Here is a 13,884-nt window from a genome sequence, read left to right as displayed (position 1 = left end):
AAATATGAAAAGATCATTGGTACTTCTCCCACTCTATTTCTTTTTAGTTATGCATAATTCATTTGCACAAAAAAATGAAACATCTATCATAAACTCATTCTCTGATCGAGTATTTCCAGGTAAAGGATATTTACCATTAGGAGATATAAAATGGAAATTTAAAACTGAGGGCAAAATATTTTCTTCTCCAATAGCAAAAAATGGAATTGTATTTATCGGTAGTGAAGATGGCTTTCTTTATGCCATAGCCGAAAAATCTGGAAACTTAATATGGAAATTTAAAACAAATGGAGCAATCCATAGTTCTCCTAGTATTTATGAAAACACTATATATTTTGGCAGTTTTGATGGTTATTATTATGCTGTAAATACAACTACAGGAAAAGAGGTATGGAAATTTAAAACCGGAGGCGAGTACTGGTATAGAGAAACTGGCATTGAGGGAGCAATGGATAATTTATGGGATTATTTTTTATCATCACCTGTTATTTACAAAGACGACAAACAAGCTTCGGTTCTTTTTGGAAGTAGCGATGGAAACGTATATTCACTTGATGTAAAAAAAGGAAGTCTTAATTGGAAATTTAAAACTAACGGTCCAATTCATAGCACACCAGTTATACATAAAAACATATTATATATTGGCGGATGGGACGCTAATTTGTATGCTATCAATTGCACAACAGGAAAAGAAAAATGGAGATTTTCTACAGGAACTAAAACGGGATTCAAAGGGATTCAATCGTCTGTAACAGTTGCCGATGGAATGGTATATTTTGGTGCTAGAGACCCTTACCTTTTTGCATTAGACTCAGAAACAGGAAAGGAAATTTGGAAATATGATGCCGAAAACTCATGGATTCTTAGCTCGGTTGTAGTGTTAGACAACATTCTATATGTAGGAACCTCTGATACTTATGCATTACTTGCATTAGATTCTAAAACAGGAAAAGAACTCTATCGTTTTAGAACTAGCGGATACGTATATTCATCACCCGCAATTGCTGGAAACACTATTTATTTTGGAGACTTTACTGGTAACTTCTTTTCTCTAGATATGCTTTCGTCGGGCAGAATATCAAAGCTTATAAGTACAGACGCAAGAAAAAAACATGCTGGCGAAATACTAAACGACGATACCCTAGATTTTATTTACGCAGCCAAAGGCTCCGATTTATCACAATACAAGGAGAGCAAAAAGGTTATGGATGAATTCTATAAACTTGGCGCAATCGTTTCATCACCATTTATTAGTAACAATACTGTTTATTTCGGGAGTGCCGATGGTTATTTTTATGCAATTGGCTTGACAACCTCTTATTAAAGTTAGGATATCTACTTAGAATAAAAACTAAAGTTAACCGTAAGGAAATCGTTATGTAATTTAACCTGAAACTAAAATTAACCGCAAAGATCGCAATCCCGATAGCTATCGAGATACGCTAGAACGCTAAGTTGTTTAACTTGAAAACTGAAACTGAGACTAAATTTTAATTATAAACTTTATTATCACGCAGATTCAGCAGATTCAGCAGATTTTTTCATCAACATCAATCTTAACAGAACTTGAAACCTGAAACTTAAAATCACATAATCTTAACCGAAGTCATACTCAATGACCCTGCCAATAGCTTATCATTAAACAAGCTTAATTCTTCTGATTTATCTTTTAAACCTAATGTATAAAGCAATGGCAAATAATGATCTGGAGTTGGAATTGCTAATTGAATCGCTTTATCCATTTTTTCGTAATTAATAAGTGGCTGAAAATTTCCATCCTGCAAATAATCATTTATGGTTTGTCGCGCTTCTATAGCCCAATCGTAACCATAATTATCTCTATCATAGTTATGAAAATCGACCAATCTTAAATTATGAACGATATTACCGCTACCAATAATCAAAACTCCTTTATGGCGCAAGGATTGTAATTTTTGAGCTAATTCAAAATGATATTGTCCTGATTTGGTATAATCAATACTCAACTGAATCACCGGAACATTCGCCTCAGGATATAAATGTTTGATTACACTCCATGCGCCATGATCCAAGCCCCAGGTTTCGTCTAACTCTATTTCTACAGGACTAAGTATTCTTTTGGTTTCAACGGCCAATTCTGGGCTTCCTTTGGCAGGATATTGCACATCAAACAAAGCTTGTGGAAAACCTCCAAAATCATGAATCGTTTTAGGTATTTCCATAGCCGTAACTTTTGTTCCTTTGGTGTACCAATGTGCCGAAATACACAAAATAGCATTGGGCTGAGGCAATGTTTTAGCCAAGTTCCTAAATCCAGCTACAAACTCATTTTCTTCAATAGCATTCATCGGACTACCATGCCCTAAAAACAAAACTGGCATTTTATCGGTATTCGAGAAAGTTTGTGAAATTGTATGTAAATCGTTTAGTGTATTCATAATCTAAGTGAGATTAATGTTTTCATTGAAAGGCTAACACGAATTAGCACAAATTATTGTTCTATATAGGGAATTACTCTACGAAATGCTCGTCTTTAAAGCCTATCAAATATAATTTATTTTTTGCTCTTGTCATAGCAGTGTACAACCAGCGAATATAATCCCTATCGATTCCGTTTGGCAAATAAGGTTGCTCAATAAATACTGTATCCCATTGCCCTCCTTGTGACTTATGACAAGTTATTGCATAAGAGAATTTTACTTGCAAACCATTAAAATATTCGTTGGCTTTTACTTTCTGGAATTTCTTATACTTGGTTGTTTCATTTTCATAATCTTTCATTACCTCTTCATACAATCTATTCGATTCTTCGAAGGTTAATGATGGTGATTCGCTTTTTATAGTATCCAATAACAAAACGGTTTCAAAAGGTTTTTGATTTGGATAATCGACCATTCGTATTTTTACTTTCGCAAATTTAAATCCGTATAATTCCTGAATGCTAAAGATTTCTAAAATCTCGATAATATCACCATTAGCAATAAAACCTGCTTCATCTGAATCTTTTAACCAAAAATAATTATTCTTAACCACCATCAAGAAATCGCCAGTAGAAAGATCACTTTCTTTAAATAAAATCTTGGTTCTAATTTGTTCGTTATACTGATTGGCTCTTTTATTAGAACGTACTATAAATGCTGTATCTTCAATACTATAATTACTGTAAGCTGAGTTGATGGCATCCTGAATATCATAACCATCTGTTAATCGCACGATATCTTTAAATTTCTTTACATCAAACCTAAATTCGGTAATAAAACTCTCTTTTAACAATTCACGTAATTCTGTAGCATTAAATAAAATTCCTGAATTTTCTTCCTGACGCATTACTTCATCAAGTTCGATATGTTCAATTTCTTTATTATAATTTACGCTTAACGTATGAATATCAAGTGCTGGGCTAATATCAAGATTTACTGGAGGCAACTGAGCTGTATCTCCCAAAAGAATCATTTTGCAATTAGTTCCAGAATATACGTAAGAAATTAAGTCATCCAGTAAAGAGCCATTTTCATATAATTTAGAATCCGAATTACTATCAGAAATCATCGAAGCCTCATCGACAATAAAAATGGTGTTTTTATGCTTATTTTGCTGAATAGTAAACGAAACGCCTCCTCCCGAAGACTTCTTAGGGAAATATATTTTTTTATGGATTGTAAAAGCGGGTTTCTCTGAATAATTAGCAATTACTTTTGCAGCACGACCTGTTGGTGCAAGCAAAACATATTTCTTATCAATCTCGGTTAAATTATTTACAATGGTCGAAATTACCGTAGTTTTTCCTGTTCCTGCATACCCTTTAAGCACAAAAATCGTATCATTAGCTGTATCGGTTAAAAATATAGCAATCTTCTGAAAAAAAATATCCTGTTTATATGTAGGAGAAAAGGGGAATTTTTTTTGTAAAAGACTATAAAACAGGGAAGAACTCATAACGATTATTTTAATGTAAAATTATCATCAAATATAGGTATCAAACGCGAGGGAACCACATAAAATCCCAAATGAATAAAAAAAAATTGTAAGTTTGTCATCACGTATAATTCTATTTTGATTCTTAACAAGAATTGAATTCTAAAACCATTTATGCAATCACAAAATACAAATATAACATCAAAAAAATACAAAAAACTTTCCATTCAGGTTTCACTGGCCGGACTTTCGTTTTGTTGTTTTGATACATTAAACAATACTATTTTATCTTTAAACGAAGTCACTTTTGATACGTTTCATAAAACTACCAAAATTGAAGATTTGTTTGCCGATGCTTTTAGTAAACATCCAGAACTTAAAGACACTTATGATGAAATAACAGTTGTTCACAACAATAATTTATCAACATTTGTTCCTACTGCCCTTTTTGATGAAAACTTCCTTGGGAGTTATTTACAATATAACACCAAAGTTTTTGAAACCGATTTTTTTGCTTTCGATGTAATTTCTAATTATCAAATGAATGCTGTTTACATTCCTTATGTAAATATCAATAACTTTTTTATTGACCAGTTTGGTTCATTCGAATACAAACATGCCAATAGTATTCTTGTCGAAAAGCTTTTGGATACATCCAAAAACAATGATGAAAAAACAATGGTTGTCAATTTTAATTTTGGGCATTTTGAAATCATTGTGCTACAAAACAAAAAACTATTACTATTTAATTCTTTTGAATATCAAACTCCTGAGGATTTTATTTATTATTTACTGTTTACAGCCGAACAACTTAATATGAACCCAGAGATTTTTAAACTTGAATTATTAGGAACGATTTCTGAAGAAGATGATTTTTTTGCAATCGCTTATAAATATATCCGAAATGTATCCTTGTTTGACGTATCTAATTTAAAAAGAAAAAATTCTTTTTCAACAGCTCAAAATCAACAACATTTTATACTTTTTCAATCATGAGAATCATTTCAGGAAAACACAAAGGAAGACGTATTTTTCCACCAAAAAACCTTCCAGTAAGACCTACAACTGACATGTCTAAAGAAGCATTATTTAATGTTTTGAACAACCATTTTAGTTTTGAAGGTTTAAAGATATTAGATTTATTCGCAGGAACGGGAAACATAAGCTATGAATTTGCTTCTCGCGGATGCACTCCAATTACATCTGTAGATGGTGATTTTGGTTGTGTAAAATTCATCAAACAAATTGCTGCAGAGTATGACTTTAATATTGCTGCTACAAAAAGTGATGTTTTTAAATTTTTAGAAAGCAGTAAAACTTCTTACGATATTATTTTTGCAGATCCTCCCTATGCGATGGATCAAGCTACATTTGAAAAAATTGTCATGCTGGTTTTCGAAAGAGACCTTTTACAAGAAGATGGAATGATGATTATCGAACATTCTAAATACACTAAACTGGATCATTTGAGTAATTTCTCATTCAAGAAAAGTTATGGTGGTTCATTTTTTAGTTTCTTCGAATTTGATTCATCTGAAGAAGAAGAGATAAACAACGAATCATCTACAAAAAACACTGAAGACGACGAAGGATAATTAAAATCTAATTCACAATATAAAGCCCCCTTGTATAATCAAGGGGGCTTATTTTTAGAAACTCATATCTAAACAAATATTATCGAATTCGATTCGAATCATCTACATTTTTTTCTTTAAACTGTGAATCTTTCATTTTACCAAAAGAATATTTCACGGCAATAGAAATCTCATGTGAATCTACTAGATATCTTGCTTTTGAGCTTACATTATTAATAACAAATTCTTCATTCTCCATATTACGATTAAAAACGTTATTACAACTCAAGGTACAATTCCAATTTTTGAAAAAAGTCTTAGAGAGTGCCATATCTACAACAAATCTTTCGTTTCGCTCAAAAACACCTTTCTTTTGTTTCGTTAATCCCCAGCCAGTTATAGAAAAAGTATATCCCTTTGGAAGTTTGAATTCGTTATTTGAATAATAATACAAATACGGTTTTGAAGCTAGAAATAAAGCAGAATCATCTTCTATTTTTTCTAAAATGAAAACTAATGAATTTGTAGTTGTCCAAAATCTATAACTAAAAGGCAATGTAAAGTCGGCAGCAAACCCTAATTCTCTATCGAAATTTACATCTTTAAAAGTCATTATATTTTGCTCCTCATCATATGTAAAACTATTATAAACAGGATTCGAATTTTGATAATAACTCAACTTAACCGATTTATCATGATACTGAAAAACCGAAGAAACTTCATTTACGATTGTTGGATCTAAATTGATATTTCGTGCATATAAAAAATAAGGATTGATATAAGTTGTTCCTTGACTTAAGGACGAATAATTGGGTCTCGAAATGCTTTTGGAGTAATTTAAGCTAATACTTTTTGTACTATCTATCGGGAATATAAATTCTACTTTTGGAAAAAAATTGGTGTAATTTTTATCAATCAAAGGTGTTAAATCTGTTTTGAATCTTCCGTTTACATTAGTATTCTCTACCCTCACTCCAACTGAAAAATCAACTTTCTTAATCTTACCTGATAACTGGCTATATCCCGCTGACCTTTGTTCTTTAAAATCATAATGACTTAATACATTTTCATTTGTTTCATTGTAAAATATATCAAAATCCGATTTTGAATTAGCAGAAGAATACAATCCTCCGACTTCAAACTTTATTTCATTTTTAAACTTTTTCTCAATGTCGATTCTTCCTAAAAAAACTCCTACTTTAAATTTTTGATCTCGAATTTGTGTTAAGCCAAACTCCGTATCATTAAAATTATTTTCGACTTCACTCCATAATCCCTGATCTAAATTCGAATATTGCAAACCAGTAAAAACCTGCGTATCGATAGCCTTTATTTTCTTAGAATAATTTAAAAATGCATTTACAAAATCCTTATTACTATCATTAGCACTAAAGGTTAAAACGTTATTTTCGTCATTATCTTTTTTATTATAAGTACTTGTATTAATATCAAAAGTATCTTTTTGCAACTTGCTGTTTATATTAAAAGAAAAATAGTCATCCTCATTTATTTTATAAAACAAACCGCCTCCAAAAACATATTGTTTGCGTTTTGTGTACGCTTCGACGTCATAATTCGAAATAATATTAGCATTAGTAATCTTGTAATCGATACTGTGATTTTCCCAAGGATTTAACTTATTGTAATTGAAATTAAGCTTCCATTCTAGCTTATTTTTCTTAAAACTAGAATTAAATCCGAGATAATTATTATAGTCTTTCTTAAAGGAAGCTGTTTCTGATAAAATGGCCTTAAAGCCTTCTTTCTTGCTAAACTTTCTTGTAATTAAAACTACTGCTCTTCCTTCGGCTTCGTATTTGGCAGATGGATTCTGAATAATTTCAATATTCTTTATATCATCAACAGCTAGGGCATTCAAATCATTTATTCCTACCTTTTGATTATCAATATAAATAAGAGGAGTTCCTTTACCAATAATCGAAATCTTTTCTTTATCGGGACTTATAATAATTTTTGGCAGTTTAGATAATAAATCCAGCGTATTAGGAATCGAGCTATAAATAGAATTGGCAACATCAATTTTAAAATTTCCGTTCTTATTGGTGATTGTTTTTACCTTGGCATCAATAACAACTTCTTCTAATTTATTCGAAATACTATCTTTTGGGGTATCGTTTTGTGCATATCCAAATGCTGAAACAAGAAGACAAATTACAATTATTATTATTTTAATCATCTTTTAAGTAAATTAAGAATCCAATTCAAACAATCTTCTGTATCCATTATCGACCAAGAATGCGGATTTTTACTACCGTTTAATTTCACGCCTTTTCCTTGACTTATAATTACAGTTGCATCGTTATTCCCCATAACTTTCAATTGATTTATCATGGCAACAATGTCAATTCCGTTCCAATCATACAAATCGCGGTGACGTTCATTAATTAACCAGTTAACATCTAGATCTGTATACATACGAATAGGCATATTTTTTAAGTATTTTGCATTTCCTCCATCTTTTACACCATAAGAAAAAATAGAAGCATCAATATATTTTTCTGGGAATTGATCTGGTGAACCGCCATACAAACTATCCCAATTACTCTTTATCCATTTTGCCTCATTTGCTCCAGCTTCAGAAAAATTTCTTTCAATTTCTCTTTCGCAATATTTATAAAAACGAGCTTGATCCAGTGGAGCATCTAAAGAGAATATTCCTTTAGGAATTAAAAATAATTTGTTTGGATTTTTAATGGCATTTTCTGCATAAGTCAAAGAAATAATACCACCATTCGATAAACCTCCTAAAATAAAATTATCCTTAGAAACATGGTGCTTTAGTACAATTTCCTTAAAAATCTTGTCTAAAAAAGAAAACTCAGCTTCTCTACTATCCGTTCCCCAATTTATTGAAGGAATAATTACTACCATTCCTTTCTTAACAGCCAACTCATGTAGTGTTATTTGCTTTAATAAATCTTCTGTAGTTTCTCCTCCTGAAGGTAAGATTACCAAAGCCCCTATAATGTCCGTTTTTGGAACCATTTTGTAATAATGCAATGACTGAGAGTCATCATCATTGACGTATATATCATTGGTATCTAAATAATCAACCGTTACTTTTTCCATTTTTTGCCCATAACAAAATGTAATTCCAAATAGAATCAGCATTGATAATCGTTTTCTCATAATTAGTATTTTTCTATATATTCGATTACAAAAATGCTTCTAAAAAATACTATCGTAAGTTAATCGTAGGTTAATCGAGAGTTAATTCAAAAATTAAAAGATAAAAGACTTATTTTTGAAATGTATTTTTTGATAATATGAAACACAGAATCAATTTATTAATCTTTTTTTCGGCTATCGCCCTCGTGGTTTTATCTGTTGTACAATGCTATTTAGTAAAAACAACCTACGATTATAAAGTGGCACAATTTCATTCAGAAATAAAGAATGAAATTGCTACTATTACAAATGATTATAGTGATATCGATTCAACTATTGTCAACAAAAAAGAACTTCTCTACAAGCAATTAGCAGAGAATTACATTCATGACAAGAAAACAAAATCAGATATTAAAACCGCTTTGCTTCAAAACGAGTTTCGTAATGAACTAACCCAAAAATTGCAACTGAAGTTTGAAAGAGAAATTCCAAATTTTTCGATTGATTTTGCCATTGTACTTAACAAGTTTATCATTTATAATAATTCTCAAAAAGCGGATACTATTTTCTCTGAAAAGCCATTTATAAAAAACAAATTATACGGTAATCTGGCTTCGCTAGACAATGCTTTTTTAGTTCGGAATTATGCAAGTACGGCAAGTGTAACGGCGCAAATGAAAGATTATAATCTGCTAACCGAAGATTCTATGTATGTTTCGGTTATCGATTGGGAAATGATTATATTAAAAAGAATGAGCATGATTTTGTTTCTTTCTTTGATATCAATTTTAACCTTAATAACACTTTTTGTAATTGCCATAAAAGCATTAATCAAGCAGAAAAAAGTAAGCGATATTAAAACCGATTTTATCAATAATATAACGCATGAACTCAAAACTCCGCTAACTACTTTGGCTATTTCGACCAAAATACTGGAGCGAAAAGACATTCGTGACAACGAAATTCATTTCAATTCCATTCTTAATACGATTTCTCGCCAAAACAACCGTTTACAGAGTTTAATAGACCAAGTTCTGGCAAACTCCTTAGATGAGAATGAAATGGAAATGCAAAAAGAAAAGATCATTACTGAGCCCTTCCTTAATGCAATTATAGAAGATTTTAGAATTGCGTATCCAAATGTTACCGTTGAAACTTTTTTTACTACAAACGATACGGTATTGATATTAGATAAATTTCATTTAACAACAGCCCTATTAAATGTACTCGAAAATGCAGTAAAATATGGCTCGAATACAATTACTATTAAAACAACATTAGATAAAAACCAATTCGGCTTAAACATTCAGGATAACGGAATTGGGATTTCTAAAAACAAACATTTGTTACTATTTGATAAATTTTACCGAGTAGAACAAGGCAATCTACACAATACAAAAGGATTAGGATTGGGACTTTATTATGTAAACCAAATTATAAAAGCGCATCAAGGATCAATTGCTGTAATAAGCGATTTAGGAAAAGGAGCTAGGTTTAAAATTAATATTCCGTTGAGTTAAAGCTTAGTGTCTAAAATTTAACCGCAAAGAACGCAAAAATTTAAGGCAAAGTTCACTAAGCTTTGTGTTCTTTGTGATTACTTAGTACTTAGCTACAAAATAAATTTATAATCAAAAATGAAAAAAATACTTTTAGCAGAGGATGATTCTGATTTTGCAAATGTGCTCAAACAATACCTGGAATTATATGATTATGAAGTTACTTGGGCAGAAAATGGTCAGGAAGCTTTAGCTATATTTCAAACTATAACATTTGATATCTGTGTATTTGATGTTATGATGCCTATTATTGACGGATTTACTCTTGCTGAAAAAATCATTAAAATTAATCCCGAAATACCATTTATTTTTCTAACAGCCAGAAAGCTTAAAGAAGACAAAATCATCGGGTTAAAACTTGGTGCAGACGATTATATCGTAAAACCTTTTGAAGCCGAAGAACTTATCTTACGACTGAATAACATATTGAAAAGAAGCCAACAAAAAAACCTGCTTTTTGCCCAAACAAACGATTTACAGATTGGCACTTATTTATTTGACACCAAACGTTTATCCTTAAAGAAAGACAATATAACGCAACAACTTACCGAAAAAGAAGCTGCTCTTATTCATTTCTTTTACACACATAAAAATCAAATGCTAAAAAGAGAACAAATCCTATCATCAATTTGGAAAAATGATGACTTTTTTTCAGGCAGAAGCATGGATGTTTATATCAGTAAAATTCGAAAATACTTTAAAGACGACTCCCGAATTAGCATTGATAGTATTCGCAATATCGGATTGGAATTTAAAATAATAGATTGAACCATCGCACAATACTAAACTTTTTTTTAGCACATAGAAACAAAGATTTAAAGTGTTTTTATAGAAAATTATATTCAATAAAGTATTAATTATTCTCGTGTTTGGCTAATTTATCCAAAATCAACTGATACGTTGGTGTTTCTATTTCGTATTTCAATCCTTCATTTACTACAAATTCAGTAAGCGATGAAAGCTCGATTTTTCTTCCTGCCAACAAATCACGGTGCATAGATGAAGTTGCATCACGAGGCGATTTTTCTAGTTTCAGTATCGTTTGCATTACAATATCATTAGGCAGATTTAGTCCTTTAACTGCTGCAATCATCGTGATTTCATTCAATAACGAAACATATAAGTTTCGGCTGGAAGCATTTTCCATGATTTCACCAATGTTCTGATTCAGATAAGAAGTAGCCGAAGCCAAAGACGAAATAAAAACGAACTTTTCCCAAACTGTTTCTTCGATAGTATCTACCAAATAGCTTTCGATTTTAGCATTTTGGAAAATAGTTTGCAATGCTTTCATTCTATAAACAGAAGCACTATCTGAACCAAAAAATAACTTTTCGTAAACACCTATTTTTTTAATCACTCCAGGTGCGGCAATCATCGAAACAATATAAACACAACCTTGTAAAACTTCATTATCTGGAAAAAGCGTACTAATACGTTCCGAAGCATCAACACCATTATACAAAGGAAGGAAAACCGTATTCTTAGTAATACATTTTTTTATGGCATCAAGACTTTCTTCGATATCATAGGTTTTAGTAGCGCAAATAAGATAATCTAGTTTTCCGATTACATCAGGATCATTAGATACTACAGTTGGAAAAACAGTCGTTTCTCCTTCATCTGTACTAATTTTCAAACCCGATTCGGCAATAACTTCCATCGCTTTTCCTCTAGCAATAAAAACGATATCTATAGTATCATTTTCGGCATAGGCTTTTGCCAAAAGGCCACCAAAATAACCGCCTACTCCACCCAATCCTAAAATTCCAATTCTTGTTTTCATTTCAATATATTTTTTGTCATTCCCGATAGCTATTGGGATTAAAAAATTTACACAAATTTAAAAAAGCAAATAGCCGCAATCTACGTGTCCTTTTTTTATTTCCCATAAGTAATAAGAAGTTGATTCTTATTTTGGTTTTTCAGAAATAACTAGTGAAGATAGTTTCATGAAAATAAATTTGATACTCTCACAAATATAAAAAAAATGCAGACCTGTAAGCCGGATTCTGTTCTTGTTATTACTAACAATACCTTATCATTTATCTAGACTTACAATTACTCATAAGTTCAAGCTATCTACCCTTCAGCAACGAACGAGAAGCTCTTAAATGCTGATATACTTGATATTTCACCGCATAGAGTTTACCTGTTTTCACTACAGCATTACCTGTACATACTTTCTGCTGCACTTGTCCTAACGCTATTTCTAACGCCGACGGGTGTTACCCGCTATGCTTCTCTGTGGTGTCCGGACTTTCCTCCCTTTTGATTTCTCAAAACGACGATAAGGCGGTCTGCGTGGCAAATTTAGCGTTTTTATAGGTTACTTTCGAGCATTACAAAATTTACTTTAACACTCTTTTACAACCTCTTAATTTTAAAATAGTTATCTTTAATCGTTAACCTGTAAAATTTCATTTATCATGATTAGAATGTATCATTACGCAACTGTATCCAAAGCTTTGGATCAATTAAACGAAAAAGGATTTACTTATGATTTTAATCTAAATGAAGATGTAATTAAGAAAAATCCCGAAAAATTTGAAATCGTACATGTGTATCGATACGAAGGCAACTCCGATCCAGGCGATGAAGCCGTGGTTTATGGAATAAAATCTACATCGGGTAAAAAAGGTGTTTATGTAGCTGGATTCTCAGCCAATTCTGATTCTGAGACGGCAAAAATATTAAGTGATTTAAGCATAAAAGGAAGATAATTTTATTTAGGAGCTATCCCCCGATAGCTATCGAAACCTGCTCTTCGCTGTATCTTTTTCTGGCTAAATAAAGCCAGAAAAAGAATGCTGCTTTTTGTATGTCAAAAATAAAGTATGCTACAAAAAAACCTAGAATACAACCACTCCAACTATCTTCAGTTTTTAAAATAAAAAAATCATCATCTCTACCTTCTATAATTTTATCTTAAAAATTTACTTTTTTAAATCCATTCTACTATGAAGAATTCTAATAGTTTGACTTCTTTTTTTGGATTTTTGGAGCACTTATCTCCTTTTACATTATAGATCTTCGCGAGAATAACCATATTATCTGCAAAGTATTCAGATACATAATCTTTTTGAGCTGTCTTATTTCTAAACAACTATCTTAAATCAAAAAACCACGAATTATGTAAATGAAATAAATAATTATAGAACACATTATCAATATGTTGCGACTACATTAGTATCTAACAATTTAAAGATTTTAAAAATGAAAAACAGAAGCATATTACTCGCAATATTATTAAGTATCGGATTATTTTCAGCATCGTGTAGTGATGATAACGAAGGTGAAACTCTGGTACCTTTAGCTGGAAAATGGGATGTTAGTAAAGTAGGAACCGTTATAGATGGAAAAGAAACTTTAGTAGATGCTCCACAAAATCAAACTGGCTGTAACAAAGATTACCTAGAACTTAAGCTTGATAATACAGCAACCGAGGGAGATTATGATTCAACTATTAGTGCTTGTGCATTAACTACCGATGCAGGAATCTATTCCCGATCACATAATAACTTAACAACAGTTATTGCTGGCGAATCTAAAACACAAGATATTGTAAATCTAACATTTACCGAATTAAAACTAAAAGATGCAGCAGGAATCATTACTGTATATACCAGATAAAACTAATTATTTTTTTTTGGTATTAACCTATTTTTTTGGGGTTGAATATGAAACGGAAATGACTATAAAAAGTCATTTCTGTTTTTTTTTGCTCA

The 13,884-nt window shown here is 31.2% G+C and carries 12 protein-coding genes and 1 other RNA gene; 7 read left to right on the top strand and 6 right to left on the bottom strand.

Going from position 1 to position 13,884, the window contains the following annotated elements; genetic code table 11:
- The first annotated feature begins 4 nt into the window (after nucleotides 1-4).
- A complete protein-coding gene (locus OIU80_RS18930; RefSeq protein ID WP_264288538.1) occupies nucleotides 5-1,324 on the top strand; it encodes an outer membrane protein assembly factor BamB family protein in 1,320 nt (439 codons plus the stop codon).
- A gap of 262 nt (nucleotides 1,325-1,586) precedes the next feature.
- Here the strand turns inward: OIU80_RS18930 and ygiD are convergent, their stop codons facing one another.
- Nucleotides 1,587-2,417, bottom strand: coding sequence for a 4,5-DOPA-extradiol-dioxygenase (gene ygiD / locus OIU80_RS18925; protein WP_264288537.1), 831 nt, complete (start codon nucleotides 2,415-2,417; stop codon nucleotides 1,587-1,589).
- A gap of 73 nt (nucleotides 2,418-2,490) precedes the next feature.
- Nucleotides 2,491-3,915, bottom strand: a complete 1,425-nt coding sequence (locus tag OIU80_RS18920; RefSeq protein WP_264288536.1) for an ATP-dependent DNA helicase — start codon at nucleotides 3,913-3,915, stop codon at nucleotides 2,491-2,493.
- A gap of 153 nt (nucleotides 3,916-4,068) precedes the next feature.
- On the opposite strand from OIU80_RS18920, the gene OIU80_RS18915 reads away from it, so the two are divergent.
- Complete coding sequence (locus OIU80_RS18915; protein WP_264288535.1) at nucleotides 4,069-4,890, top strand: DUF3822 family protein; 822 nt, start codon at nucleotides 4,069-4,071, stop codon at nucleotides 4,888-4,890.
- Nucleotides 4,887-5,489, top strand: coding sequence for an RsmD family RNA methyltransferase (locus OIU80_RS18910; RefSeq protein WP_264288534.1), 603 nt, complete (start codon nucleotides 4,887-4,889; stop codon nucleotides 5,487-5,489). Before OIU80_RS18915 ends, OIU80_RS18910 begins: the two co-directional genes overlap by 4 nt.
- Before the next feature lie 79 nt (nucleotides 5,490-5,568).
- On the opposite strand, the gene OIU80_RS18905 is transcribed toward OIU80_RS18910, so the two are convergent.
- Together OIU80_RS18905 and OIU80_RS18900 are read right to left on the bottom strand one after the other, a co-directional pair.
- Complete coding sequence (locus OIU80_RS18905; protein WP_264288533.1) at nucleotides 5,569-7,665, bottom strand: outer membrane beta-barrel family protein; 2,097 nt, start codon at nucleotides 7,663-7,665, stop codon at nucleotides 5,569-5,571.
- A complete protein-coding gene (locus OIU80_RS18900; protein ID WP_264288532.1) occupies nucleotides 7,662-8,618 on the bottom strand; it encodes a hypothetical protein in 957 nt (318 codons plus the stop codon). The genes OIU80_RS18905 and OIU80_RS18900 overlap by 4 nt, the downstream gene beginning before the upstream one ends.
- Before the next feature lie 137 nt (nucleotides 8,619-8,755).
- Here OIU80_RS18900 and OIU80_RS18895 point away from each other — a divergent pair, with 137 nt between their 5' ends.
- Nucleotides 8,756-10,117 carry a sensor histidine kinase gene (locus tag OIU80_RS18895; protein WP_264288531.1) on the top strand — a complete coding sequence of 454 codons (1,362 nt, stop codon included), beginning with the start codon at nucleotides 8,756-8,758 and terminating at the stop codon, nucleotides 10,115-10,117.
- Between the two features lie 117 nt (nucleotides 10,118-10,234).
- Nucleotides 10,235-10,924, top strand: coding sequence for a response regulator transcription factor (locus OIU80_RS18890; protein ID WP_264288530.1), 690 nt, complete (start codon nucleotides 10,235-10,237; stop codon nucleotides 10,922-10,924).
- Between the two features lie 85 nt (nucleotides 10,925-11,009).
- Here OIU80_RS18890 and OIU80_RS18885 read toward each other — a convergent pair whose 3' ends face one another.
- Together OIU80_RS18885 and rnpB are read right to left on the bottom strand one after the other, a co-directional pair.
- On the bottom strand, nucleotides 11,010-11,942 hold the full coding sequence (locus OIU80_RS18885; RefSeq protein WP_264288529.1) for a ketopantoate reductase family protein: 933 nt from the start codon (nucleotides 11,940-11,942) through the stop codon (nucleotides 11,010-11,012).
- Nucleotides 11,943-12,141: 199 nt separating this feature from the next.
- Nucleotides 12,142-12,463, bottom strand: an RNA gene (gene rnpB, locus OIU80_RS18880) — RNase P RNA component class A.
- Between the two features lie 122 nt (nucleotides 12,464-12,585).
- On the opposite strand from rnpB, the gene OIU80_RS18875 reads away from it, so the two are divergent.
- Together OIU80_RS18875 and OIU80_RS18870 are read left to right on the top strand one after the other, a co-directional pair.
- Entirely contained in the window at nucleotides 12,586-12,879 is a 294-nt protein-coding gene (locus tag OIU80_RS18875) for an SH3 domain-containing protein (RefSeq protein WP_129539065.1), read from the top strand.
- A gap of 493 nt (nucleotides 12,880-13,372) precedes the next feature.
- Nucleotides 13,373-13,789, top strand: coding sequence for a lipocalin family protein (locus tag OIU80_RS18870; protein WP_264288528.1), 417 nt, complete (start codon nucleotides 13,373-13,375; stop codon nucleotides 13,787-13,789).
- Nucleotides 13,790-13,884 lie beyond the last annotated feature (95 nt).

The organism is Flavobacterium frigoritolerans (assembly GCF_025847275.1).
GTDB classification, from domain to species: domain Bacteria; phylum Bacteroidota; class Bacteroidia; order Flavobacteriales; family Flavobacteriaceae; genus Flavobacterium; species Flavobacterium frigoritolerans.
Note: the sequence above shows the minus strand (reverse complement) of the source record. Positions and strands in the feature narration are given on the sequence as shown.

What these genes read in the sequence shown, in the direction of transcription:
- OIU80_RS18930 (WP_264288538.1), top strand. Translation starts at nt 5, where the DNA reads ATGAAAAGATCATTGGTACTTCTCCCACTCTATTTCTTTTTAGTTATG.
- ygiD (WP_264288537.1), bottom strand. Translation starts at nt 2,417, where the DNA reads ATGAATACACTAAACGATTTACATACAATTTCACAAACTTTCTCGAAT.
- OIU80_RS18920 (WP_264288536.1), bottom strand. Translation starts at nt 3,915, where the DNA reads ATGAGTTCTTCCCTGTTTTATAGTCTTTTACAAAAAAAATTCCCCTTT.
- OIU80_RS18915 (WP_264288535.1), top strand. Translation starts at nt 4,069, where the DNA reads ATGCAATCACAAAATACAAATATAACATCAAAAAAATACAAAAAACTT.
- OIU80_RS18910 (WP_264288534.1), top strand. Translation starts at nt 4,887, where the DNA reads ATGAGAATCATTTCAGGAAAACACAAAGGAAGACGTATTTTTCCACCA.
- OIU80_RS18905 (WP_264288533.1), bottom strand. Translation starts at nt 7,665, where the DNA reads ATGATTAAAATAATAATAATTGTAATTTGTCTTCTTGTTTCAGCATTT.
- OIU80_RS18900 (WP_264288532.1), bottom strand. Translation starts at nt 8,618, where the DNA reads ATGAGAAAACGATTATCAATGCTGATTCTATTTGGAATTACATTTTGT.
- OIU80_RS18895 (WP_264288531.1), top strand. Translation starts at nt 8,756, where the DNA reads ATGAAACACAGAATCAATTTATTAATCTTTTTTTCGGCTATCGCCCTC.
- OIU80_RS18890 (WP_264288530.1), top strand. Translation starts at nt 10,235, where the DNA reads ATGAAAAAAATACTTTTAGCAGAGGATGATTCTGATTTTGCAAATGTG.
- OIU80_RS18885 (WP_264288529.1), bottom strand. Translation starts at nt 11,942, where the DNA reads ATGAAAACAAGAATTGGAATTTTAGGATTGGGTGGAGTAGGCGGTTAT.
- OIU80_RS18875 (WP_129539065.1), top strand. Translation starts at nt 12,586, where the DNA reads ATGATTAGAATGTATCATTACGCAACTGTATCCAAAGCTTTGGATCAA.
- OIU80_RS18870 (WP_264288528.1), top strand. Translation starts at nt 13,373, where the DNA reads ATGAAAAACAGAAGCATATTACTCGCAATATTATTAAGTATCGGATTA.